This is a genomic window from Pseudogracilibacillus sp. ICA-222130 (assembly GCF_037892545.1).
Classification (GTDB): Bacteria; Bacillota; Bacilli; order Bacillales; family Amphibacillaceae; genus Pseudogracilibacillus.
Window position 1 is genome coordinate 1 of record NZ_JBBKBG010000001.1, and the last position, 26,237, is coordinate 26,237.

The window sequence follows — 26,237 nt, forward strand, 5'->3', positions numbered from 1 at the left end:
TTATTTTTTATTATGTCCATCATTCTACTTTCATTTCTTACTAAAAAAACAGAAATAAGAGTCATGTTACCGATAGTTATTTTCTTAATTAGTATTATTTTGTTTTTGATTAGTTTAACAGTCGGTGCATGGGTAGGTATGGGTTTAGGGTATATTAGTTTATCCTTATTTGTCTCATCGATAATATCTTTAATAGTAATTGTTATAATAGATATTGTTAAGAAAGACAGCCTTTGATTACTGCTCCATCATGATTGTTTCCACCGTGTAGAAAACTATCTCCATTCCGCCATGCACCATGCTAAAGGACTAATTCATTTGCTGTTTTGTTCTTAGTGAAAAATGTCCTCATCTATTTGGTGTAGTTTTCCTAAATTAAATATCTAGTCATTTTCACAATCTTCTTCTATAATTTTTTCTTTCTTTGTTTCATTTTTTAATCAAACTTAATATCTCTTTGATAAAAGTAATTTGGTGACACAATATCGTTATTGTATGGTCGATGATATATATTGGTTGCTGCTGGTGAAAGTGGAGGAATGAGCCATGCCCAATTACCAGTGATAGCCCGACCGTTCTTTAATTCATTCTTTTCAAATTGTTGGAACTGTTTTGCAGCTGTATGGTGATCAACAAGCGTAACACCAGCAGCATGATACGAATGCAATACAGCGATATTTAATTCCACTAACGCTTTATCTAGCCAAAGTGATCGACTGATCGTCGTATCAAGTTGCATGATTTCGGCAATTTTTGGTAATAAATTATAACGATCCTCATCAGCAAGGTTTCTTGCACCGATTTCCGTACCCATATACCAACCATTAAAAGGTGCCATAGGATAATCAATTCCACCGATTTCGAGACGCATATCAGAAATAATGGGAACAGCATACCATTTTGCGTTTAATGGTGTAAAATCATACTCAGGATGTGTAATTGGTACTTCCTTGACTAAATGTTTTGGAATATCGAAAACTTTCGGTTCCTTTCCGTCTTCTTGAATGACTAAAGGCAATATATCATAATCTGTTTTATCGCCTTGCCATCCTAATTTTTCACAAGCTCGTGTAAAAGCAATCGATGAAGCATCACCAATAATTTTTCCATCGATTTCATAGCCAGCATATCGAATCAATTGATGGTTCCAAATTCGAAGTGGATCTTTTCCATCTTTTCTAGCGGGGAAAATCGTAATGGTAGATTGAATCTTCCCATCATTTGTGGCAAAAGTTATATGGTTAAGTAGTTTTTCATATGCTTCTTCCGCCGTGTTAATATTTCTTGCATCGAAAATATGTAATGTATTCCAAAGCAGTCTTCCAATACATCTATTACTGTTTCTCCAAGCCATTTTAGCTCCATGGATTAGTTCAAATGGTTCATGTGTATACGTATCTGTAGCAAAAATTTCTTTTTCTATTTGTTTAATTCTTTCATTTTGTTTTTCAGCAGATAAGCCAAGTTCTTCATAACAATTTTGGATAAATAAGGTAGCTTCCTTTAGTAAATTATTATCAACTATTGTCTTGTTCATGTTCATCCTCTCCTCTTATAAAATAGTAACATAAATATATAAATGTTAGACTTACGAGTATGTATAATTAACGAACTTTCATGGTATTATTACCTTTTTATTTGTAAGTGTATAAAATAAAAAATGGAGTGAGACGACGAGAAAAATACCATTTATTTTGGTTTCGGCTAACTATTTAGAGGTTGATGTATCCATTTTTACGTTAGATGATCATGATGAAAAAGAACATGTAAAAATCCATTTTTAATGCCAACCATACAGGATAGTTTCCATCATCATTGAAAACTATCCTGTTTTTTGTTAGAAAGACTTTACATACGAAAAGGTTGATTTAAAATGCTTGGCCAGTAGCAATTCTTTCTATAACATATTTGACATGTTTTTTCATGACGGCATTCATATAAGTAATTTCTTTAATTTCTTGTTTGGTAATAAATTTGTATGTTGTAAATTTTCCTTCTTGGCGTAGAAGAACGACTTGGATATTTCGTTTGTACATTTCTCGTTTTAATTTCCTCATTTCAGTTCTCGCACTAGTTAATAGTTGTTCATTGAATAGGATGTAAGGATCCTTGATACGAAAGGGCCCTTCATAAATGTATTTTAAATCTAATAATAAATTTTTAATGGCTAGGTCGAGAAATAAATAAAGTTTTGCCATTTCTAAGTCAGTCATATTATCCCACCTATAGAACGTTTGTTCCTATTATACAATAGGGCGTCCAAAAAATCACGCTTCATCGTACTCTGTTTACAATAATTATATTATGTATACTATATTGTCGTTTTCTAATCGTATTCTCATAAATCTCACAGTTTGTTTTCATTTCGTGTTAGTAAGATATAAGTTAACTTTAATTTTAAAAGGGAAAATAGGAGATAGAATGATGTACGATTGCGATCTATGATGAAGGAAAAGTGTGAAACGATAAAGTATTTATTAGAAGTATGAATTTAAAACAAGTATGTACATAAAATGGCTAATCATGAATAGGATAAAAGGGAAGTATACATAGATTATTTCAGGTTGAGGCTTGGATAAAATAATATGACATATAAAAAACGCTAATATGTCGGAAATGATGATAGGACAGGAAATGTTCGTTTTTTCAAAATTTTGATGACTTTAAAAAAGTCGTTATTGCTTTAAGAATAAAGGATAAAATAAGGTTTATCCTTGCACTTTTTCACAGTTGGAAAAAAATACTTGTTTATAATTTTGAAAAACGGTAATAATATAATGTAAAGATTTCGTATAGGTCCATATAACACAGTTAAAAACTATACGATTCAACAACTGGGGTGAAAAATATGATTGATTTATATACAGGAGTAAAAAGATTTCAGGAAGGTAAAATGATTCGTACATTTAAAACATTGCAATTTATGGAAGATGGAGATGTCATTAAGGATGTAAACTGGCGTACGATTAAAGCAAAGGAGTTATTTTGTTATTTATTGCAACATAAAAGTGCATCTAAAGAAGAGTTAACGACGATGTTATGGCCGGAATATGATGAAACAAAGGCGATGCAAAATTTATACACGACAATTTATCAAATTAAATCCATGTTAAAGTCGATTGATTTTAATATTGATATAACGAATACGGTTGGTCGTTATGAAATGATTTTACATGATGTCGCTGTCGATTTACATATTTTTGAGTCGGTTTTTGATAACTTCGAATCATTAACAGATGAAAATTATCGTTACTATGATAAATTAATGAAGTATTATACGGGAGATTATTTAAAAGAAGAAAACTTTAGCTGGAAAGCAAATAAAAATGAACAATTAAAAATTTTATATATTACAATGATCAATACGATGATTGAACATCTAAAAGTAGAACATAATTATTTTGATGCGCTTTTATTAGCGTTGACGATTCAAAAGCATTATCCGACTTTCCAAAACAACTATTTAGTACTAATGCAGTTGTATGATGCGATTGGGGAGCATGATAATGTACGAATGCAATATGCAAATTTAACGAAAATACTTGGAAGAAAACCGAATAATTATATTACAAAATGGTATGGTAATTGGACTGCGAAACATTCAGATACGGATGACTTAGCAGTGTCTAATTAAAAACATCATGGCACCTCTATACGTTAGATGTACGTTTAGATGTACGTTTAACGGATAGAGGTGTTTTTTATGTCAGAATAAATGTTATAAAAAGTAAATATGTATTAAAATTCTTTATCTAGCTTGACATTCATCTAAGGTTTTACCTTCTTTTGTTTTCCAGTTCGTCCATCCGTTTGTAGATGCTAGACGTACAATCGTAGCAGCGGTGGAAGGACTAGAAAAGGTATAATCTTTTTTAAAAATTCCTTTATCATCAATGATGTTTGAATTTTTAAGTTGTGTTAATAATTTTTCTTTTGAGAATGAAGGAGTAGGAGTATCTGCTATTTTTGAACCTGAAAGTACCGTCATTCCATCTTCCGAAAAAAATGCTCTTGCATTGGCGTTACGGGTATTAATATAGTAGATGGAGTTATCTTTACGTAGTTCTAATTCATCGATTTTTGCTCTAAAGATTGGGTAACCTAAGAAATCTAAAATATGGGAAATGGAATAATACATATCCATTAAATCTGCAATTCTTGATTCATGTATAAAGGACTTTGTCGGTATATTTTGATTTATTTCGTATCTTTCAGCCTCGGTCGCTTTTTGAAAGGATAAATTCTCTAAATATTTTATATCGGCTTTTGTTAACTGGCTTTCCTCACTTATCGTCGTAAATACAATTGCGATATTCCAATCTTCTTTTCTCTTTCGATGAGATCTTAACCTTTTTGCAATGTTTTCACTTTCTCCAATATATACTTTGTTTTTATCTGTTCCATCGATATCTTGGTGATGGAACAAAAAGTATATACCGTTGTAAGATAGTTCGGCCCTTTCTTGGAGTACTTCATCTAAATCAATTCGTGGAATATAAATTGCTTGTATGGTTCGCGTTGGAATTTGGCAAATACGATATCCTCTTGGATCGCCGGTAGGAAAATAGGTTTGTATAGTAAAAGGTCTATGTTTCATGATAATTTTCTCCTTTGACGTATTATTCACGATTATAGCTTATCATAATAAAAATTTATTTGGAATATAGCAAGATTAAAACTTTATCTGTTTGTATATAAGTATTGGATATTTTAATGTTTATATAGCCATATGAAAAATTAAATCTTTTAATTATCTGAAATAAAGTTAACTCCATGTAACTTGTTTAAAAAATATCACGCTTTACATCCTTATTTTTTTCTATTATGCTATAGAGAAAAAATAAGGATGAAACTAGATGATAGGGGAAAAACGATTATCCGATAAAATTGCGACAGAAATTTTGTCGATGATTACCGTTGATCAAAGGTTTTTACCTGGTGATCAACTTCCAAATGAAGTAGAATTTTCAGAAGAATTGAAAATTAGTCGGACAACTTTAAGAGAAGCAATCCGTATTCTTGTAACAAATGGCATATTAGAAATAAAACGTGGTCGAGGGACATTTGTGAAAGAACAACTCCATGTCGATCAATTAACCGCTTCTTTTCATGATTTGTCTAATTTGACGATGAATATAAAAGATTTATATGAAATTCGTCTTATTTTTGAACCGGAAGCGGCATATTATGCGACATTACGAGCGACAGATCAAGAAATTGCACAAATTTTGCAATATGGAAAATTAATCGAGGAGAAAATAAATAAAGGCGAAGATCGTACAGAGGTGGAACAATTATTTCACCGCACGATTGCCCAGGCGACCCATAATGAATTTATCGATCGACTAATGCCAGTAATTTTCCAAGCGATTAATAGAGGAGTTATTTTGTCTGAGAAAAAGACAAATGTCGTTACAGATACCATTCATGATCATCGATTAATAATGGAATTTATGGAAGTAAGGAATGCAGAAGGTGCAAGAAATGCGATGAAAATTCACATTTTACATGCGATGAAAGACTTAGGCATGACGTGAAAATGACAGAAAATGATTCTTTGTCCAACAACATAATTGACAGTAGACAACGTACGTTTTACAATAAGAAGAACATACTAAATTTTTAGAAAATTGAGGTGCACTACAGATGAGAAGTAATGAAATTAAAATTGGAATTGACCGTGCCCCACATAGAAGTTTGCTATATGCAACGGGGAAAGTGAAACCGAGAGATTTAGAGAAACCATTTATTGGAGTATGTAACTCATATATTGATATTATCCCTGGGCATGTGCATTTACGAGAATTTGCAGAAGTAGTGAAAGATGCTATTTATGAAGCTGGTGGAATTCCATTTGAATTTAACACAATTGGGGTAGATGATGGAATTGCAATGGGGCATATCGGAATGCGTTATTCATTACCAAGTCGTGAATTAATTGCGGATGCAGCAGAAACAGTTATCAATGCACATTGGTTTGATGGTGTGTTTTACATTCCGAACTGTGATAAAATTACGCCGGGAATGTTAATGGCTGCTGCAAGAACGAACGTCCCATCTGTATTTGTATCAGGGGGCCCGATGGAGGCCGGTGTAAGTGCTTCAGGAAAACAAATTTCTTTAACTTCTGTATTTGAAGGGGTTGGAGCACATAAATCAGGTCAAATGTCTTCAGAAGAACTGTTAGATATTGAAATGAATGCATGTCCAACTTGTGGTTCTTGTTCGGGAATGTTTACTGCAAACTCCATGAACTGTTTAATGGAAATGCTAGGCGTCGCTTTACCAGGAAATGGTACGATTGTAGCTACAAGTGAGAAGCGTAAAGAGTTAGTATACGAGGCTGCTAGACAACTAGTTCGCATGATTAAGGAAGATGTGAAACCTCGTGATATTATTACAAAAGATGCCATTGATGATGCATTCGCATTGGATATGGCAATGGGTGGTTCCACAAACACGGTATTACACACATTAGCTATTGCAAATGAAGCGGAAATTAATTATGACATGGAAGACATTAATAAAGTTGCAGAAAGGGTTCCTTATTTGGCGAAAATTATGCCAGCATCAGATATTTCAATGGATGATATTAATAAAGCTGGTGGAGTAGAAGCGATTATTAATGAGTTAATAAAAATACCTGGAGCAATGAACCCAGATCGTCCAACTGTTTCAGGAAAAACGATGCGAGAATTAGTGCAAGATTACCATATTAAAGATGAAGAAGTTATTCGTACGAAAGATAATCCGTACAGTCCAGTAGGTGGATTATCTGTTCTTTACGGTAATATTTGTCCGGAGGGTTCAGTTATTAAAGTTGGAGCAGTAGACCCTTCTATTAAAACGTTTAAGGGAGAAGCTATCGTATTTGACTCTCAAGAGGAAGCACAAGCACGTATTGATGATGGAACGGTTCAAAAAGGACATGTCGTTGTCATTCGATACGAAGGACCAAAAGGTGGACCAGGAATGCCAGAAATGTTAGCTCCAACGTCTGCAATTATGGGACGAGGCTTAGGGAAAGATGTAGCACTTATTACTGACGGTCGTTTTAGTGGAGCATCTCGTGGGATTTCTGTTGGACATATTTCACCAGAAGCTGCGGAAGGCGGTCCAATCGCATTAGTAGAAAACGGTGATATAATCGAAATTGATTTACCATCACGTACGATGAACTTAAAAGTAAGTGACGAAGTATTGGCAGAAAGAAAGAGAAACTTACCACCATTTGAACCAAAAATTAAAAAAGGTTGGTTAGCTCGCTATTCTGCACTTGTTACAAACGCATCAAAAGGTGGAATAATGAGTATTTAAGTAGATTAAAAGAAAACGAAGTTAGAACATAGTCGTGTAGCTTGTATACTTACCAATGTTCCAACTTCGTTTTTTGTTTGGATTCTTCTTCATCTATTTATTAAAGTTTGAAAGATGCATTTACGTCATAATTCGAACGGAACTGAATCATGTCTTTTTATTTTTTACAACCAAAAGAAAATTATGCTGTAGTTTAAAACCAAAGGTCTGCTAATAATTCCATAGAGCGTTTACGATCTTCAGGGTGATACGCATAAGTAACAATCATCAATTCGTCCACTTTACTTTTTTCTACAAAGGCTTCTAATTGTTTTCGAACAGTTTCTGGAGAACCAACTGCTTTTACTTTTAATGCGCCTTCCGCTAAGTGACGGTTAGGAAGTTCAGATGGCTCAACAGGAGGTTCGATATAATTTCGTTCACCAGCATATAAATTGATAAACATTTTTTCGGTTGAAGTAAAAATTCGTTCTGCTTCTTCATCTGTTGGAGCAACGACGACATTGATCGCTGCCATAGAATATGGCGCATCAAGTGCTGCAGTTGGTCCACTAGGATCAAATGACGAGCGATAGAATGCTAATTTTTCTTCATAATCGTCCGGCATAAAATGAGTGGCTATTGAATATGGTAACCCTAGCTGACCAGCAATATGGGCACCATTCATGCTGGAACCTAATACCCAAATTGGCACATTCGTATTCGTTGCAACTCCTGTCGTTACATTTGGAATACGGGAAGAAACTCCATCTTCACTGAACCAACCGATCATATCGTATATATTATTTGCAAATTCTTGTGCATCCCCACTCGTTCGCGTAATTAATTGTGCAGTCATTCCGTCTGTTCCAGGAGCACGCCCTAATCCTAAATCAATCCGATTCGGATACATTTGTGCTAACGTTCCAAACTCCTCTGCAACACGAAAATGAGCATGATTTGGTAACATGATTCCACCAGATCCGACACGAATGTTTTTTGTCAAAGATGCTGCACGCCCAATTAATAAAGGAGTGGCGACTGCGGCAAGAGATATGGCGTTATGGTGTTCTGCATACCATAATCGTTTAAATCCTAATTCATCTATTAGTTGAGCATGTTCCATAGAAGTATCTATTGCTTCTTTTACCGTTTGTCCTTTCGAAATGCCTACTAAATCAAGCACACTTAATGGTACGTGTTTTGTCATGTATCATCATCCTATTCTTTAAAATTACAAGCTCACTAATATGATAATATTAGTTTTCTTTATATACAATGTAACTGCTTATCATTTATTCGTTTAGATTGAAATATGAAAGGGTAGTTCATCATAAATATAGTTTTTTTTGTTGAAAATGAGGAGTATTTATATGAAAAAATACGATGTTAAAAAGAAATTTATTGATTTTAAAGATAGGTATTATGTGTACAACACAGAAAAAGATCTTCTGTTTTATACGAGAATTGCAAATCCATTCAGCAAATACGGGTATGACTTATGGAAAACAGAAGATGAAAGTCTAGAAGCGACAATGTTTCGTAAACAAGATCGAAAAAATATCGTATTTACGATTGAAAAGGAAGGAAAAGAAATAGCACGTATTCAAACGAATAAAGGGTGGGCGAAACATTATTTTTCCATTGAACCGCATGGCATTCATACGACACATAATGACTCAAAATTATCTTATACATTATGGCAAGACGATCAAGAGCTAGGACGAATAGATACAAAATTACTCCGGTTATCGGCAACGTTTACAATCGAATTACACCCACATGCAGAACCATTTTTATATCTATTCATTTATTTTATTATTGTCATGGATAAAGTGAACCCTTCTTTGAGAGGTTTATTGTTTAAACGTATTCCGTTTTAACCAATTGCGAGTAGACAGGAACAACAATACATATATAGGTACATCCAACTTATTACCGGAATGGAACGGTTAACAATGAATAAAGGATTGTGGTAACATGTCGAAAAAGGAAATTTATGTCGAGATAGAAATAGATGCTTCTATCGAAGACGTTTTGGAAAAATCACAAAACCCTACACTTCATGACGCAAAATAAGGAGAGAGCCTTGAACAAAACTTAGTAAAACGAAAAAGTAATTTCAGTAAATGAATCTTATAAGAAAATATGCGCATGAAAATTTGTCTGTTTTTATTTTGGAATGAAAAAAATATATAGGTAATAATAATTGTTTTTGTTATTTTATGTTTTATTTTAAAATATTTGTGGTATAACTTTTTTGTCTAATATTTTAAAGGAGGGAAGAAACGTTCATTTGGACAAATTAAAGAAGTAGAGGAAGATTTTATGATGCTAAAACGTACATATATAATTTTTGCTGTCGTTAGTATGCTTTTTCTTGCAGCATGTGGAGAAAATAAAGAAGCAAATAGCAATAACGAAGCAAATGAAAATAATAATAGCAATCAATCAAGTGAGAATAGTGCAGCAGAAGAAGATAAAAATTATGCGGAAATTGGGGAAACATTTGAATTAATCGGTTATTACTCAAACGAACCAATGGACGTAACGGTAAACGACATATCGATCGAAAAAAAGGAAGACCATAAAGAATATATTGAAGATATATATGGAGATTTTGACGATGTGGATAGTATTGCTTTAATTGATATGACGGTTGTAAATAAAGGAGAAGCAGATATCGGTTATGGAGATTTTATTCCAAAATTTTCAGAGATGAATGCAGAGATTGATGTGACATATCCAGAACATGAAACATTAGAAGCCGGAGACGATCCTTTTAATGAAGTGATTGAGCCAGGAGAAGAGATACATTTTGTTGGTTCTGTTGTTTTAACTGATCCAGCATTAGAATATTCCTCTGTGTTATTATTTAACGGATATGAAGCCGATGAAGGTCCATTCGTATATGCCGTACCTCAAAGTGAACATAAAACACCTGTCGGTACATATAGTTTAGAGGAAGAAGTATTTCCAGTAGACCATGGTGATGATGGTGGTCTTGGAGTGACATTCCATGATGTTTACACGGAAGAGTCCGTGGAAGAAATGGAAAGTAAAGGAATAGCAGGAGAAGAGTTAACTTATCTGGCCATGGACGTTACATTTGAAAACACGACGGACGAAGCGATCAGTTTTAATTTTGCTGTGCCGTATGTTCGTACAGGCGATATAGAAAACATTGTATTAGATCAAGGTCTTAGTGCCGATCTTATCGTTCCAAAAGAGGGAGAAGCATTTTGGGCTTATGATGAAAATATGGAACCAGGCGAAAAGCTAGAAGCAACAATCTATGCTGGCGTTGAAAAAGGGAAAGAAGAGGAAGCAATCATTTCTTACTTCCCATATAATATGGCCATTTCTGAAAGCACAACGATTACCATTGATCCGAACTAAACGCACGGCCTGAGCTAAAACGCTCATCAAGAAAAAAGCATATTACCATACATGGTGTTGGTGGAAATCCACTGGCACCATTTTTTCTGCATAAAAATAAGTGAGAGACTCGTTAGAATGATAGATGTTTCCACCTTATAGGCGTGAATAAGGGTAGTTTATTTGAAACATTCGCTTCTTATTTTGTTCATGTTATAATGATGTGGATGTAAATACTTGGTGGTAGGGAGGGGAAATAGATGACACAATTACCGAATTGTCCAGAATGTAATTCGTCCTATACATATGAGGATGGACATTTTTATGTTTGTCCTGAGTGTGCACATGAATGGTCAGATATTCCTGTAGAAGAAGAGCGAAAGAACATAACTCGTGATGCACATGGGACAGAATTAAACAACGGAGATAACGTAACAGTAATAAAGGATTTAAAGGTGAAAGGATCTTCTATTGTCGTCAAACAAGGAACGAATATTAAAGATATTAAAATTATCGAAGGAGACCATGATATCGATTGTAAAGTTCCAGGTCATGGAAACATGCAACTGAAATCAGCGTTTTTAAAGAAAATTTAAAACGAAAATATAGGATCACTTTATAGAAAAAATATTCGAACATCCAAACACACCCTTTGAGCTAAATTTAGTTTAACTCAAAGGGTGTGTTTCGTTATTCTCTTATTTGTCCGTCCCCTTTAATGACGAATTTTGTCGATGTTAATGCTTGTAAGCCCATCGGTCCACGCGCATGTAATTTCTGTGTACTTATACCAATTTCAGCACCATATCCAAATTCAAACCCATCCGTAAAACGGGTGGAAGCATTATGGTATACAGAAGAAGAGTCCACACCGTTTAAAAACATCTCTTTATGTGTGGCATCTTCTGTAATGATTGTTTCTGAATGATGTGTTCCATATGTGTTAATATGTTCTATTGCTTCTGTTACATCGTCAACCAATTTCACACTGATTTTTAAATCTAAATATTCCGTTCCCCAATCTTCCTCTGTTGCTAATATTGCTTCTGGAAAAACTTCTACTACTTTTTCTTCTCCGATAATTTCTACTCCAGCTTCGTGCAATGTTTGTAATAGTGCTTTTCCGTTTTCTGCAAACCAATTTTTCTCTATTAATAATGATTCAATGGCATTACAAACTGAAGGGCGTTGTAATTTAGCATTCATAACGATATCCGTAGCCATCGAGACTTTTGCAGTTGCATCAACAAATGCGTGACAGTTTCCTGCTCCTGTTTCAATGACTGGAACGGTCGATTCACGAATGACCGTATCTATTAACTTTTGACCACCACGTGGGATTAGTAAATCTAAATATTCATTTAATTGGAATAAATGTTTTGCCGTTTCTCGAGAAGTATCTTCGATTAATTGAACGGCATCAACGGTAATCGTCGTTTTTTCCAAAGCTCGGTGAATGGAGGAAACTAATGCCTTATTAGAATGGATGGCAGATGAACTTCCGCGTAAAATAACTGCATTCCCTGTTTTTAAAGCAAGTGTTGCTGCATCAATTGTCACGTTTGGACGAGCTTCATAAATCATGCCAAATACTCCGATTGGGACGCGAACTTTAGTAACTTGTAATCCATTTTGTAAGACAGAATCTTCCAATACTTCATTGATTGGGTCTTTTAACGTAACAATTTGTCTTACTCCTTCTGCCATCGCATGAATTCTTTCTTCATTTAACATAATACGGTCTAAGACACTTTTATCTAAACCATCTTTTTCTCCTGCAGCTACATCTAATTTATTTGCTTTTAAAATTATTTCTTGATCCGAAATGATCTGTTGGGAAATTTGTAACAGTGCATCATTTTTTTCTTCTGTCGTCGCTACAGCAAGTGCATAGCTTGCACGTTTTGCTTGCTTTCCTTTTTGAAAAACTTCATTCATTTTTCATTCCTCCTATAAATGTTTCATTTCAATCCAACGGTTTCGGTGAATCACCTCAACTGAAGGAGAAGAAATTTTCATTAATTTACGTTGTTTTATTTCTTCCACTAGCTCGTCAGATGTATATCCTACTTCCCCTTTACCAATAAATCCTTTTACACCATGTACTTCAACAACATCTCCACGTGAGAAGTTTCCTTTTACTTTGATGATACCAGCGGGGAGTAAACTTTTCCCTTTATGCAAAATGGCATCTTCAGCCCCTTTATCAATATAAATTTTCCCTGTCGATTCTGAATGGAGTGCAATCCATTGTTTGCTCGTGTTGATTGGGCCAAATGATTTGTTTGAAATATATGTTCCATCCCCTTGACCTTCTAAAATGTCTACTAAACTAGTTTCATCTTCTGCTTTCCCGATGAAGATGGAGACACCGAGAGAGAGGGCGGTTTTGGCGGCTTCCATTTTTGATTTCATGCCACCAGTACCGACATGGGATCCTTCTGCTGTCGCACTAGATAAAATGGTTTCATCGATTTCAGTTAGAAAGTTGTATTTCTTCGCAAGCGGATTTCGTTTTGGATTATCCGTATATAGCCCATTAATATCTGTTAAAATAATTAGTTGGTCGGCATGAATAAATCCACTAACGAGTGCAGATAACATATCATTATCGCCAAAGGTTAATTCATCAATCACGACGGTATCATTTTCGTTAATGATAGGTACGACGCCTCGATGCATTAATTCATTCATCGTAGAAAAGGCGTTTTGGTAACGTTCTTTTTCCGTAAAATCAGCTCTCGTTAATAAAACTTGTGCACAGACAAGCCCGTGTGCTTGAAACTTTTCATTGTATGATTGAATTAATAAGCCTTGACCGACTGCCGCGGCTGCTTGGCGTCCTTTAATCGTAACCGGGCGAGAAGCGTACCCTAACTGTTTAAAACCAGCAGCAACTGCTCCAGATGAAACTAAAACGACCGTATGATTTGCCTTCTTTAAAGCTGCAATAGCATTTACATAAGTGGTTAGTTTTTGTTCATCGATTTCTCCATGCTCATTCGTTAAAGAACTACTCCCAATTTTTACGACGATTGTTTGTTTTTTCATTCATTGTTGCTCCTATTCTTTACACAATAAAAAAACTCTTTCATCCTTCTTATAAGGACGAAAGAGTTATATTCCTCCGCGGTACCACCTATATTGGACATCAAGTCCCACTTAACTTCGTAACGTGAAGAAACGCCAACTTTTGTTAGACTAAAAGGTAGGTTCTGTAGATTCTAAGGTGAAACTTTCAACAAATGTTTCACTCTCTGTACATAGAAGTTATTACATACTAGTCCTTTATGATCGTTCAATTATTACACCTATAATATAAGAATAAACGGTGCAAATGTCAACTTAAAACGTTTATTTTCAGAAAAATTTCACAACTTTTGTATAATTTATTTAAATTTTGACAAGGTCATTTGAAAGAACCATTTTTATATGGTAACGTTAATATATGGCATGTATGCGCTATCAAGAATTGTCTGACGTAAGAATGAGTATTGCATATGTGAGATCTACCAAAATTACATAAATGGAGGAGATTCTAGATGACATTACCTAAATACATCACAGACATTGATCAGATTACACAAATCCCTGAGGAGGAAAGGGAAAGATTGAAACAGATTACGGAGAAATTTGTTTTCCGTGTCAATGATTATTACTTGAACTTAATTGATTGGGATGATCCACATGATCCAATTAAAAAGTTAGTTATCCCAAATGAAAATGAATTAGAAGATTATGGGCGTTGGGATGCATCTGATGAAGATACGAATTATGTTGTACCAGGTTGTCAGCATAAATATACAACGACGGCACTGTTAATTTGTTCGGAAGTATGTGGAGCATATTGCCGATACTGTTTCCGAAAACGTTTATTCCGAAATGATGTAAAAGAAGCGATGATTGATGTAGAACCTGGGCTACAATATATTGAACAACACCCTGAAATTAATAATGTCCTCTTAACTGGAGGAGACCCACTAATCTTAGCCGCTAGGCGCCTCGATATGATTTTTGAACGATTACGAGCGATTGACCACGTGAAAATTATTCGAATCGGTTCAAAATTACCTGTTTTTAACCCGATGCGAATTTATGAAGATCAAGAATTGTTAGATGTCATTAAAAAACACTCACAAAAAGATAAGCGAATTTATATTATGGCACATATTAATCACCCTAGAGAAATTACGGAAGAAGCATATAAAGCATTTCAAGCGTTACACGAAGCTGGTGCAATCGTCGTAAACCAAACACCTGTATTAAAAGGAATTAATGATGACCCAGAAGTGTTAGGGGAATTATTGGACAAGCTTTCATGGGCTGGTGTGACACCGTATTACTTCTTTATTAACCGCCCAGTACGTGGGAACGAAGACTTTGTGTTAAGTTTAGAAGAAGCATACAATATTGTCGAAGAGGCGAAGGCAACAACTTCTGGACTAGGAAAACGTGTTCGTTTATCGATGAGTCATACAGCTGGGAAGGTAGAAATTTTGGCAATTGAAGATGGAAAAGCGTATTTAAAATTCCACCAAGCTCGTGATGGGAATTACGGTAAATTCATGGTATTAGATTGTCCAAAAGATGCCGCATGGTTTGACGATTTACCTGGAAACGAACAATATTGGAATCCACCAGAGAAAAAAGTGGAAGAAGTTGTATCTGTAAATGAAATGAGTGATATGCCAGAAAGAAGAAGACGACGTCGAGCATAACTGAAAAACCTTTAAAGATTGCAGTTGACTTTCTTTAAAGGTTTTTTAGTATGATAAAACAATGTAATCGCTTATAATGATGGAAAGTATAGCTAAAGGAAGGGATAAGAATGTTACAACTATTAAAATCACATACTTCTGTTCGAAAGTATACAGATGAAAAAATTTCCGATGAGCAATTGTATGAATTACTAGAAGCGGCTCAATATAGTGCAAGTTCACATTTCGTCCAAGCATATTCAGTCATCCATGTGAAAGAGGAAGAAAAAATAAAAAAATTTGCGGCATTAACGAATAATGAATTCCAATTTACAACAGCACCCGTTGCACTTTTATTTTGTGCAGATTTAAAGCGTAATGTAAAAGCAGTGGAAATGCATGGCAAAGAATTAATTGGTGACCGTGTTGAAGATTTTTTAGTTGCAGCAGTTGATACGGCGATTTATGCACAAAATTTTGTCATTGCGGCAGAGTCGAAAGGATATGGGATTTGTTATATTGGTGGAGCAAGGAACAATCCGGCAGAAATTAGTGATTTATTCGATTTACCGGAGTATGTCATCCCATTATTTGCGATGACGGTAGGTGTCCCTACTAAGAAAAATGAAGTAAAACCTCGTTTGCCGTTAGAAGCTATCGTACATGTCGATGGGTATAATGAGGAAAAGTATGATGACTTATTGAAAGAATATGATGAAACATATAATAATTACATAAAAGCACGTACAAATAACAAAAAAAATATTACGTGGACAGAATCAATGGCAGATTTTTGGCCAAAACCGCGTCGAGCACATTTAAAAGAATTTGTGCAATCAAAAGGATATTTAAACGAATAATAGTGGGTAGAGGAATGTCTGCTTTATGTTATAAAAGTGGGCTTCCTCTCATCATTTTTAATCTCTTATATTTTACCTAATACGGAGTTGTATCGTGAAGCTAGAAAAATAGAAAAAAACCTTACTTTAATTCCTACTTAAACAATCAGAAAACTATGCAAATGAAATAAAGTTATATATAATAAAAGAAAGATGGAGGGAACATATGTGAAGAAATTACGTTGGGGAATTTTAAGTGCTGCAAATATCGCGTATGAACAATTTTTACCTGCCATACAGGAAGTAGCAGATCAGGAGATTGTCGCAATCGCTTCTAAAAGTCCAGAAAAAGTAGCTAAATTTGGTATTGCGAAGGTTTATGATTCATATGAAGCATTACTTGTCGATGAAAATATTGATGCTATATATATTCCATTACCAAATAATTTACATAAAGAGTGGGCGATGAAAACAATAGAAGCAAAAAAGCATGTGTTACTCGAAAAACCAGCAACATTAACAGTACAGGATTTGCAAGAAATAAAAGATGCGGCTGACAAACATAAAGTAACTTTTATGGAAGGATTTATGTATCAATATCATCCACAACATAATATAGTACGACAATGGATAGAAGAAGGCAAAATTAGAAATATTACTTCTGCACATGCCCATTTTTCATTTTTGTTAGAAAAGGAACAAGATATTCGGTTAAATAAAGAGCTTGGTGGTGGAGCAATTTGGGATATTGGTTGTTATGGCATACATGCACTAACACAAATTGCACGTATAAAACCAACGTCTGTAACGACCATTGGTCATGTGGATCCAAAACATGAGGTAGATGTCACATCCACTTCAATCTTTAAAGATAAAAAGGAACGAATCGCTACCGTTACATGTTCCTTTAAAGGTCCATTTAGAAATTATTACGAAATATTTGGCGATAATGGGTCCATTTTCGTTGCATCGGCCTTTAGACCAGATGCTGCAGAAAATGAAGAAGCGATTGTTCAACTTATGAATAAGCAAGGAAACATCATGGAAACGAAAAAAGTGAAAGCAAATCAATATTCGCTACAAATAGAACATTTTCATGCTTGTATAAAAGAAAACCGTACACCGATGTACGATATTAATCAATCATTAGAAATGATCCATTATTTAGAAAAAGCATATGAATCGCTGCATACAGGAAACACGCTCACAGTATAAAATAGGTACTAAAAAAACTCTTCAGCATACATACTTGTTTGAAGAGCTTTTTTATAACCTTTATCATTATTTGAAAAATGCGAATACAAAGAAGATGATTCATCATTGTCAAATAAAAGACAAACAATTGTCAAAAATTATATATACCAGTTAGTATAATAAAATGGTATGATAAAGGACATAGTGAATTTTTATGAGAAAAAGTTTAGATAGCTAATGAGATAACTTTCTAATTACAAATTTTACCCATAACATGATGGAAAACGTACATAATAATGAGAATAAGACATCATCCAATTTTTCATATCGATCCAAAAGGAGAAGAAAAAGTTGTACATGTTAAAAATGAGTGTTCATTATGACACGACACCGATTGAAATACGTGAAAAAATTCAATTTTCTGATGAAATAATGGAAAAATCATATGTAGCATTACACCAATATCCACATATATGTGAGCATATAATTATATCCACATGCAATCGAACAGAAATAATTGCTGTTGTCGATCATGTACATGGTGGAAAAGATAATATATTGCATTTTTTAAGTGAAATATTTCATTTTTCGCAAGAAGAATTACTGCAATATTGTCAATTTACAAAAGGGGAAGCTGTTGTTCATCATTTATTTCGCCTAGCTTCTGGACTTGACTCAATTGTCCTTGGAGAAACGCAAATTCTCGGTCAAGTTCGTGACGCTTTTCTATTAGGACAACAGTATAAAACAACAGGAAAAATGTTAAATGAATTAAGTAAGCGGGTCATTCAATTTGCGAAAAACGCCCATCATAAAACACAAATTGGCGAGCAACCGATGTCGATTAGTTATATTGCAGTGGAATTAGCAAAGTCATTTTATCCAAATATAAAAGAAAAATCTGTTTGCGTTGTCGGAATAGGGGAGATGGGAAAATTATCGATCCAAAATTTATTATCGGCTGGTGTAACCGACATAACGATATTAAATCGTCATGTAGAACGTGGGAAATCACTCGCCGAAAAAATGGATGTACAATGTAAGCCATTTGAAGCATTAGAAGAGGTGTTAACAGAAGTAGACATTGTCATTACCTCTACAAGTGCTGCACATACAATTATTACGAAAGATCAACTGAAACAAGTAATGAATAAGCGAAAGAATAAAGAACTACTTTGTATTGATATTGCTGTACCTCGAGATATCGAAAGAGCTGTCCAACAAATTAAAGGAGTCACTTTATATGATGTGGATGATTTAAAACATGTCGTGGACGACAATATGCAAGCACGAAAAGAGGCTGCCAAGTTAATTGAAGAAGATATACAAGAAGAATTACTGTCGTTTCGATTATGGACAGAAACATTGGAAGCTGTACCTGTTATTCATGCATTGCGCGAAAAATCTTTTGGTATTCAAGCAAAAACAGTAGAGAGTGTGTTCCGAAAAATTCCTTCTTTAACTGAAAGAGAACGAAAGATAATTGAAAAGCATACAAAAAGTATCGTCAATCAATTAATGGAACAACCGATCAAACAAGTGAAAACAATGTGTGAAGAAGGAACGTTTGAACAAGAAAAGGAATTGTTCATCGATATTTTTGGGTTAGAAGATAACATGACCGAAAAAAGATAGGAGGGGTTTTATTTGCGAGATATTGTCGTAGGTTCAAGAAATAGTAAGTTAGCGTTAATTCAGACAAAATGGGTAATGGAAGCACTCCGAGAAAAAGGAGTAAAAGAGCCATTTTCCATTAAAGAAATAATGACAAAAGGAGATAAAAATTTACATGTTTCCCTGACCAAATTAGGCCAAGGTGGTGTGTTTTTACAAGAAATTGAAGCACAATTATTACAAGGGGAGATTGATTTTGCCGTACATAGTTTAAAAGATGTACCTGTAACCGTTCCGAATGGATTAACGATTGCTTCGATTCCTAAGCGAGAAGATCATCGTGATGCTTATATTGCCAGACATCATATTCCGTTTGAAGAGCTACCACCAGGTGCCGTCATTGGAACGAGTAGTGTTCGTCGACAAGCACAAATTTTGGCGAAACGACCAGATCTTGAAGCAAAGTGGATACGTGGTCCAATTAATCAAAGGATTAAGCAATTAGAAGAAGGGTCGTTTGATGCAATCATATTAGCTGTAGCCGGATTAAAACGACTCGGTATCGATTCAGAACATATTACAGCATATTTACCTGATAATGATTTCATGCCAGCAATGGGGCAAGGGGCTTTAGCGATTGAATGCCGGGAAGATGATGAACAAATGATCGAATTATTATCACTTATCCATGATGCAGATACAGCGAATTCCGTACGTGCGGAGCGTCAATTTTTAGAAGCTTTTGCAGAAGGAGATCAAGCACCATTAGCGGCCTATGCTAATGTGAAAGACGGAAAAATTCACTTACGCGGTCGCTTATTTTCACTAGATGGAAAAACGATCCTTGAACACGAAGCAATTGGAACGAATCCGGACGAAGTAGCAAAAGAAGTAGCTGATGCCTTGAAACAGCAAGGAGCTGAGGAGCTTATTCAAAAAACCAATGCGGAGTTGAAGCACATTGAGTAACTTGCAAGGCAAAAACATTTTAATTACACGAGATCAACAAGGTGCAACGATTTTGGCAGATGTATTACGTAAAACTGGGGCAAATCCAATAGAAGTACCACTTTTACAAATTAATTGTAAACGTTTTGAAATGAAAGATGCATTGACACAATATAGTTGGGTATTTTTTACGAGTCAAAAAGGAGTTGCCTGTTTTTTACAACATGAAAGATATGCTCAGCAATTGCATCAATGTAATATTGCAGCAGTTGGTGAAAAAACAAAAGCAGCATTACATAATAGAGGATATGTAGTTGATTTTATGCCAAGTACTTATAATGCTGAAACGATGGCATCACAATTTTTACAACGTTTTAATACGAAAGAGCGAGTTTTATTCGTTCGCGGTAATTTATCAAGGCCTGTATTATTAAAGGCGTTTACTAAGGAAAAAATACCGTATGATGTCGTGGAAGTGTATGAAACGAAACAAAATGATGGGATGAAACAAACGTTACAAAAAGTGTCTGAAAGGAATGCGATTGATTATATCACTTTTACAAGTCCATCTGCCATTGATGCGTTTCTTTCCATGGTACCTAATTTTACAACATGGCAATCTATCCCAACAGTTTGTATTGGAACGACGACAGAAAAAAAGGCGATCGATGCACAATTTTCGAATATTCTCGTTGCGGATGTATTTACGATTGAAGGAATGGTTGAAAAAATGATTCAACATCATAACGGAAAGGATGAATGAAAAAATGGAAAATGCTTCATTTAAACGGCACCGTCGCTTACGTCATAGTGAAGCGATGCGGGAAATGGTACGGGAGACTACGCTATCAGTGAATGATTTTATTTATCCACTTTTTATTACAGAAGAATCGAACACGAAAAAAGAAGTTCCTTCCATGCCTGGGGTATACCAAATTTCGCTCGATTTTTTGGAAGAAGAACTAGATGAATTACAACATGTAGGATTAAAGGCCGTCTTATTATTTGGCATTCCGAAAGAAAAAGATGAGGAAGGGACGGGAGCTTACGACAAGGAAGGTATCGTGCAACGTGCAACAAGGCTCATAAAGCAGTATGCACCAAATATGCTCGTCATTGCAGACACATGCTTATGCGAATATACATCACACGGTCATTGTGGTGTGCTTCGTGATGGATATGTTGAAAATGATAGCTCCTTGCAACTATTAGCAAAAACTGCTGTTACACAAGCAGAGGCTGGTGCTGATATAATCGCTCCGTCTAATATGATGGACGGTTTTGTGACAGTAATTCGAAACGCTTTGGATGAGGCGGGATTTGTGCATATTCCCATCATGTCTTATGCCGTGAAATATGCTTCCGCTTTTTATGGTCCGTTCCGTGATGCAGCAGAAAGCACTCCAGCCTTTGGGGATCGAAAAACCTATCAAATGGATATAGCAAATCGGAAAGAGGCGCTACGTGAAGCGAAAACAGATACGAAAGAAGGGGGCGACTTTATCATTGTTAAACCTGCATTAGCTTATTTAGATATTGTCCGTGAAGTTTATAACCATGTTGATGTACCGGTCGTTGCGTATAACGTAAGTGGTGAATATTCCATGACAAAAGCAGCAGCATTAAATGGATGGATTGATGAAAAAAGTGTTGTCATGGAAAAACTAATCGCCATGAAACGTGCTGGTGCACAATTGATTGTTACTTATTATGCAAAAGAAGTAGCTAGATGGTTAAAAAATACACAATAAAGTTAGGAGAATAATGATGGAATTTACAAACTCAATCGATGCATACAAAGAGGCGGTAGAGCTTATGCCGGGAGGTGTCAACTCTCCAGTACGAGCATTTTCTTCTGTTGGCATGTCGCCCATTTTTATGGAAAAAGGAAAAGGGTCTAAAATTACAGATATCGATGGTAATGAATATATTGATTATGTGTTAAGTTGGGGACCATTAATTTTAGGGCATGCACCAGATAAAGTGGTAGATGCTATAAAGGATGTTGCTGAAAAAGGAACAAGTTTTGGGGCACCGACGTTGTTAGAAAATAAAATAGCAGCATTAGTGAAAGAACGCGTCCCATCTATTGAAATGCTCCGTATGGTAAATTCCGGAACAGAAGCGACGATGAGTGCTTTACGTTTAGCACGTGGGTATACAGGTCGTAATATTATTTTAAAGTTTGTTGGAAATTATCATGGTCATGGTGATTCTTTATTAATTAAAGCTGGTTCTGGTGTGGCAACATTAGGATTACCAGATAGTCCTGGTGTACCTGAAGGAATTGCAAAAAACACCGTCACCGTACCATATAATGATATAGCAAGTGTTGAAAAAGCATTTGAAGTATATGGAAAAGATATCGCGGCTGTAATTGTAGAGCCGGTTTCCGGAAATATGGGGGTCGTTCCACCTGTAAGTAATTTTCTAGAATCTTTACGTGAGATAACAAAAACATATGGTTCATTGCTTATTTTTGATGAAGTGATGACTGGTTTTCGGGTCGGATACCATTGTGCACAAGGACATTTCGGTATCGAGCCAGATATAACATGTTTAGGAAAAGTAATTGGTGGTGGTCTTCCTGTTGGAGCATATGGTGGTAAAAAGGAAATAATGGAGAAGGTAGCTCCAAGTGGATCGATTTACCAAGCGGGGACATTATCAGGTAATCCATTAGCAATGACAGCAGGATATGAAACATTGAATGCTTTAACGGAAGAAACGTATGACGTGTTGAATAAAAAAGTAGACCGATTAATAGAGGGATATGAAGCGGCAGCAAATACATATAATATTCCATTACAAGTGAATCGTGCAGGATCTATGGTAGGTTTTTTCTTTACAAATGAAAAAGTGACGAATTATGATACAGCCTCCACATCAGACTTAAATCGATTCAAACAATATTATCAAGGAATGATTCGAGAAGGAATTTTCTTGCCACCATCTCAATTTGAAGGGCTTTTCCTGTCAACTGCTCATACTGATGAGGATATTGAAAAAACAGTGGAAGCAGTACAACGTGTATTTAGTACTTTATAAAAGAAGGGTGACAATGAACGATGACGAAAAAATTTAATGATACGATCATTCGAGCGTATAAAGGAGAAAAAACGGACTATACACCTGTTTGGTACATGAGGCAAGCAGGACGTTCTCAGCAAGAATATTTAGAAGTGAGAAAAAATCATACATTATTTGAAATTACACATAATCCGGAACTTTGTGCTTATGTGACAAGAACACCTGTTGAAAATTATCATAATGATGCAGCGATTTTGTATAAAGATATTATGAGTCCACTTCCTGCGATGGGAATAGATGTAGAAATAAAATCAGGGATCGGGCCAGTAATTGAAAATCCAATTAGAACGATAGAGGATGTCCAACAGTTAGGCACATTACGTCCGAAAGAAGATATTCCATATGTGTTGGATACAATACACTTATTAACGACGGGACAATTATCGGTCCCATTAATTGGTTTCAGTGGCGCACCATTTACATTAGCAAGTTATATGATTGAAGGTGGTCCTTCGAAAAATTATAGTGAAACGAAAGCTTTTATGTACACTCATACAGAAGCATGGTTTTTATTAATGGATAAATTAAGTGATATGGTGATTGATTATACGAAGGCACAAATCGAGGCTGGAGTACATGCCATTCAAATATTTGATTCGTGGGTTGGCGCGTTAAACGCATCAGACTACCGTACATTTGTGAAACCATATATGCATAAAATTTTCACTGCATTACAGAAGGAAAATGTCCCACTTATCATGTTTGGGATTCATGCACGTCATTTATTACTGGAATGGAACGATTTACCATTAGATGTCATCGGTTTAGATTGGCGAACTTCTATCCAAGAGGCACGTGAACTTGGAGTAACGAAAGTATTACAAGGAAATTTAGATCCAACGATATTATTAGCGGACTGGGATACGATTGAGACACGCGCAAAAGCCATCATTGACGAAGGTTTACAAGATGGAAAACATGTCTTTAATTTAGGACATGGTGTAACCCCGAACATTCAACCAGCAACATTGAAAAAACTTACAGAACTCATTCATTCACATTCTGGACGTTCGATTGTGAGCCGTTAAAAGGAACATGGATAAAAAAGAAACGTCTATCGTAATCATCGGCGGTGGTATTACGGGGTTAGCTGCCGCTTATTATTTGCAACAACAAATAGAAGGATTGGAAGCACCTTATACGATACAATTGTTAGAGGCTTCCAATCGTTTTGGTGGAAAAATTCGTACAGAACGAAAAGATGGATTTATTATTGAACGAGGTCCGGATTCATTTTTAGGCAGAAAATTACCAGCAATTCGATTAGTTGAAAGTTTACAAATAAAAAATCAGCTTGTACGAAATACAACAGGGCAAGCATACATCCTTTCCAATGATGTATTACATAAAATGCCCCAAGGTTCATTTATGGGAGTGCCAACCACGTTACAACCTTTTTTAGAAACGTCCTTATTATCTAAAAGGGGAAAAGCACGTACAGGATTGGACTTCATTTTACCTCGTTCCACCTATGTAGGAGATCAATCATTAGGCTATTTTTTACGGAGAAGATTTGGTGATGAATTAGTGGATCATATTATAGAGCCGCTATTGTCAGGTATTTATGCTGGAGATATCGATGAAATGAGTTTATATGCCACATTTCCACAATTTTTCGAATTGGAACAATCACATAAGAGTATTATAAAAGGCATTCGAAATACGATAGGGAAAAGTTCGGCAAATACAGGGAAAAAAACGGGGCAATTTTGCACATTTACAGATGGCTTAGACACATTAGTGACAGCTTTAGAACAGGCAATTTCGCCTTCTGTGCTTAGAAAAGAGCATGTAGTGGAATGGATAGAGAAAAAAAGTAATACATATACTGTTCATTGTCAAAATGGTGAAAGTATAGAAGCGGATATTGTGTTGGCAACGACACCACATCATATATTGGAGAAAATAGTAGGAAATGATTTCAATATGGATCGTTTATGTGAGATGACCTCTAATTCAGTTGCAAATGTTGCCCTTGCTTATGATACAGATGAGCTTGGGGCAACTTTAGATGGAACTGGATTTGTTATATCGCGTCATAGTAATTATCGGATAACGGCATGCACGTGGACACATAAAAAGTGGCAACATACGACACCGGATGGAAAAGCGTTATTACGTGCATATGTCGGAAAACCTACAGACCAATCTGTCGTGCATCTATCAGATGAGGAAATCACAAAAATCGCTTTAAAAGATATCGAGAAATCTATCGGGGTAAAAAAAGAGCCTATTTTTTCTGTTGTAACAAGATGGGAAAATGCGATGCCACAATATACCGTTGGACATAAAGCAAGGGTGTTACATACGAAACGTACATTAGAAAAAGAAATGCCAGGTTTTTTTCTCGCTGGAAGTTCCATAGAAGGGGTAGGCATCCCGGATTGCATCGGACAAGCCGAAGAAGCAGTTAGACAAATCGTCGAATATATACAAAAATAATCGATATGGTAATGGTTCATCATTTCCTATGAAAAAGGGATGTTAGTAATGTATATACTAACATCCTCATCTTATTTCTATTTATATCCATCTTTCAGTTTAAAGTTTACTTAAAAACATTTTCATTAATCCCGGTAAGTCGGGCCATGCATGTCCGGAGACTAAGTTTTTATGTTCATGTAACATTTCATGGACATAGGTTGCACCAGCAGCTTCTACTTCAGGTTTACATGCAATATATGCTGTCATTTCACGACCCTTTATATGTTCGGGCACCATGGTTAAAACGAGACTACCATGACAAACTGAAGCGACAGGCTTGTTCGCTTCAAAAAAATGACTCACAATTTTCGGGATATGTTCATTCATACGAATATGTTCAGGAGATCGTCCACCAGGGATAATCAGACCATCATACTCCTCAGGATTTATGTCACTAAAAGCAATATGTGCATCAATTAAATAACCTGGTTTTTCTGTATATGTTTCCCATCCAACAAAATCGTGGACAACCGTATGCACTTTACGTACTTCTGAAGCAGCAATTGTCGCTTCGATACCTTCTTCTAAACATCGATAATACGGGTAATAAATTTCCAAAGATTCTACAGCATCACCAATTAATATGAGTACTTTTTTAGCCATATACATATCCTCCTTTAAATATCCTTCACCTTCTATTTTAAAGGAATATTCAGAAAACTCAACAACCTTTTAAGGCAAATATTTGAAAGAAATG

Annotated in this window: 24 protein-coding genes and 1 other annotated feature; of the genes, 17 read left to right on the forward strand and 7 right to left on the reverse strand. The window is 35.3% G+C overall.

Features of this window, described 5'->3' with window-relative positions:
- Positions 1-237: YesK family protein (locus WKT09_RS00005; RefSeq protein WP_340414068.1), on the forward strand; the 237-nt coding region annotated here is incomplete at its 5' end.
- Between the two features lie 199 nt (positions 238-436).
- Here the strand turns inward: WKT09_RS00005 and WKT09_RS00010 are convergent.
- Together WKT09_RS00010 and WKT09_RS00015 are read right to left on the reverse strand one after the other, a co-directional pair.
- Positions 437-1,537: a nitric oxide synthase oxygenase gene (locus WKT09_RS00010; protein WP_340414069.1), complete on the reverse strand. Its 1,101-nt coding sequence runs from the start codon at positions 1,535-1,537 to the stop codon at positions 437-439.
- Between the two features lie 331 nt (positions 1,538-1,868).
- A complete protein-coding gene (locus WKT09_RS00015) occupies positions 1,869-2,213 on the reverse strand; it encodes a hypothetical protein (RefSeq protein ID WP_340414070.1) in 345 nt (114 codons plus the stop codon).
- Between the two features lie 635 nt (positions 2,214-2,848).
- On the opposite strand from WKT09_RS00015, the gene WKT09_RS00020 reads away from it, so the two are divergent.
- Positions 2,849-3,634, forward strand: coding sequence for a hypothetical protein (locus WKT09_RS00020; RefSeq protein ID WP_340414071.1), 786 nt, complete (start codon positions 2,849-2,851; stop codon positions 3,632-3,634).
- A gap of 114 nt (positions 3,635-3,748) precedes the next feature.
- Here the strand turns inward: WKT09_RS00020 and WKT09_RS00025 are convergent, their stop codons facing one another.
- Positions 3,749-4,597, reverse strand: coding sequence for a GIY-YIG nuclease family protein (locus tag WKT09_RS00025; RefSeq protein ID WP_340414072.1), 849 nt, complete (start codon positions 4,595-4,597; stop codon positions 3,749-3,751).
- 259 nt (positions 4,598-4,856) lie between these two features.
- On the opposite strand from WKT09_RS00025, the gene WKT09_RS00030 reads away from it, so the two are divergent.
- Together WKT09_RS00030 and ilvD are read left to right on the forward strand one after the other, a co-directional pair.
- Entirely contained in the window at positions 4,857-5,537 is a 681-nt protein-coding gene (locus WKT09_RS00030) for a FadR/GntR family transcriptional regulator (RefSeq protein WP_340414073.1), read from the forward strand.
- Between the two features lie 109 nt (positions 5,538-5,646).
- Positions 5,647-7,317: a dihydroxy-acid dehydratase gene (ilvD, locus tag WKT09_RS00035; protein WP_340414074.1), complete on the forward strand. Its 1,671-nt coding sequence runs from the start codon at positions 5,647-5,649 to the stop codon at positions 7,315-7,317.
- A 193-nt stretch (positions 7,318-7,510) separates the two neighbouring features.
- Here ilvD and WKT09_RS00040 read toward each other — a convergent pair whose 3' ends face one another.
- Entirely contained in the window at positions 7,511-8,506 is a 996-nt protein-coding gene (locus tag WKT09_RS00040) for an LLM class flavin-dependent oxidoreductase (protein WP_340414075.1), read from the reverse strand.
- A 163-nt stretch (positions 8,507-8,669) separates the two neighbouring features.
- Between WKT09_RS00040 and WKT09_RS00045 the strand changes: the two genes are divergently transcribed.
- The 3 genes from WKT09_RS00045 (at position 8,670) to WKT09_RS00055 (ending at position 11,270) form a co-directional block, all read left to right on the forward strand.
- A complete protein-coding gene (locus WKT09_RS00045; protein WP_340414076.1) occupies positions 8,670-9,179 on the forward strand; it encodes a hypothetical protein in 510 nt (169 codons plus the stop codon).
- Between the two features lie 445 nt (positions 9,180-9,624).
- On the forward strand, positions 9,625-10,695 hold the full coding sequence (locus WKT09_RS00050) for a hypothetical protein (RefSeq protein ID WP_340414077.1): 1,071 nt from the start codon (positions 9,625-9,627) through the stop codon (positions 10,693-10,695).
- A 239-nt stretch (positions 10,696-10,934) separates the two neighbouring features.
- The gene (locus WKT09_RS00055) at positions 10,935-11,270 is read left to right on the forward strand and encodes a zinc ribbon domain-containing protein YjdM (protein WP_340414078.1); all 336 of its coding nucleotides are present in this window, start codon (positions 10,935-10,937) and stop codon (positions 11,268-11,270) included.
- A gap of 94 nt (positions 11,271-11,364) precedes the next feature.
- Here WKT09_RS00055 and WKT09_RS00060 read toward each other — a convergent pair whose 3' ends face one another.
- Both WKT09_RS00060 and proB read right to left on the reverse strand, forming a co-directional pair.
- Positions 11,365-12,612, reverse strand: coding sequence for a glutamate-5-semialdehyde dehydrogenase (locus WKT09_RS00060; protein WP_340414079.1), 1,248 nt, complete (start codon positions 12,610-12,612; stop codon positions 11,365-11,367).
- A gap of 12 nt (positions 12,613-12,624) precedes the next feature.
- Positions 12,625-13,725 (reverse strand): glutamate 5-kinase, encoded by a 1,101-nt coding sequence (gene proB / locus WKT09_RS00065; RefSeq protein ID WP_340414080.1) that lies wholly within the window; start codon positions 13,723-13,725, stop codon positions 12,625-12,627.
- Between the two features lie 50 nt (positions 13,726-13,775).
- Positions 13,776-13,978 (reverse strand) — a binding site (T-box leader).
- Between the two features lie 238 nt (positions 13,979-14,216).
- Here proB and WKT09_RS00070 point away from each other — a divergent pair.
- The 10 genes from WKT09_RS00070 (at position 14,217) to hemY (ending at position 25,498) form a co-directional block, all read left to right on the forward strand.
- Positions 14,217-15,392 (forward strand): KamA family radical SAM protein, encoded by a 1,176-nt coding sequence (locus tag WKT09_RS00070; protein WP_340414081.1) that lies wholly within the window; start codon positions 14,217-14,219, stop codon positions 15,390-15,392.
- Between the two features lie 110 nt (positions 15,393-15,502).
- Positions 15,503-16,231: an NADPH-dependent oxidoreductase gene (locus WKT09_RS00075; protein ID WP_340414082.1), complete on the forward strand. Its 729-nt coding sequence runs from the start codon at positions 15,503-15,505 to the stop codon at positions 16,229-16,231.
- Between the two features lie 207 nt (positions 16,232-16,438).
- The gene (locus WKT09_RS00080) at positions 16,439-17,425 is read left to right on the forward strand and encodes a Gfo/Idh/MocA family protein (protein ID WP_340414083.1); all 987 of its coding nucleotides are present in this window, start codon (positions 16,439-16,441) and stop codon (positions 17,423-17,425) included.
- 336 nt (positions 17,426-17,761) lie between these two features.
- Complete coding sequence (gene hemA / locus WKT09_RS00085) at positions 17,762-19,039, forward strand: glutamyl-tRNA reductase (RefSeq protein ID WP_340414303.1); 1,278 nt, start codon at positions 17,762-17,764, stop codon at positions 19,037-19,039.
- Positions 19,040-19,051: 12 nt separating this feature from the next.
- Positions 19,052-19,987 (forward strand): hydroxymethylbilane synthase, encoded by a 936-nt coding sequence (gene hemC / locus WKT09_RS00090; protein ID WP_340414084.1) that lies wholly within the window; start codon positions 19,052-19,054, stop codon positions 19,985-19,987.
- Positions 19,980-20,729, forward strand: coding sequence for a uroporphyrinogen-III synthase (locus WKT09_RS00095; RefSeq protein WP_340414085.1), 750 nt, complete (start codon positions 19,980-19,982; stop codon positions 20,727-20,729). The genes hemC and WKT09_RS00095 overlap by 8 nt, the downstream gene beginning before the upstream one ends.
- Before the next feature lie 4 nt (positions 20,730-20,733).
- Complete coding sequence (gene hemB, locus WKT09_RS00100) at positions 20,734-21,717, forward strand: porphobilinogen synthase (protein WP_340414086.1); 984 nt, start codon at positions 20,734-20,736, stop codon at positions 21,715-21,717.
- A gap of 13 nt (positions 21,718-21,730) precedes the next feature.
- Positions 21,731-23,014, forward strand: a complete 1,284-nt coding sequence (gene hemL / locus WKT09_RS00105; RefSeq protein WP_340414087.1) for a glutamate-1-semialdehyde 2,1-aminomutase — start codon at positions 21,731-21,733, stop codon at positions 23,012-23,014.
- A 20-nt stretch (positions 23,015-23,034) separates the two neighbouring features.
- The gene (gene hemE, locus WKT09_RS00110) at positions 23,035-24,084 is read left to right on the forward strand and encodes a uroporphyrinogen decarboxylase (RefSeq protein ID WP_340414088.1); all 1,050 of its coding nucleotides are present in this window, start codon (positions 23,035-23,037) and stop codon (positions 24,082-24,084) included.
- Between the two features lie 7 nt (positions 24,085-24,091).
- Positions 24,092-25,498, forward strand: coding sequence for a protoporphyrinogen oxidase (gene hemY, locus WKT09_RS00115; protein ID WP_340414089.1), 1,407 nt, complete (start codon positions 24,092-24,094; stop codon positions 25,496-25,498).
- A 99-nt stretch (positions 25,499-25,597) separates the two neighbouring features.
- Here hemY and WKT09_RS00120 read toward each other — a convergent pair whose 3' ends face one another.
- Entirely contained in the window at positions 25,598-26,143 is a 546-nt protein-coding gene (locus WKT09_RS00120) for a DJ-1/PfpI family protein (RefSeq protein WP_340414090.1), read from the reverse strand.
- Positions 26,144-26,237 lie beyond the last annotated feature (94 nt).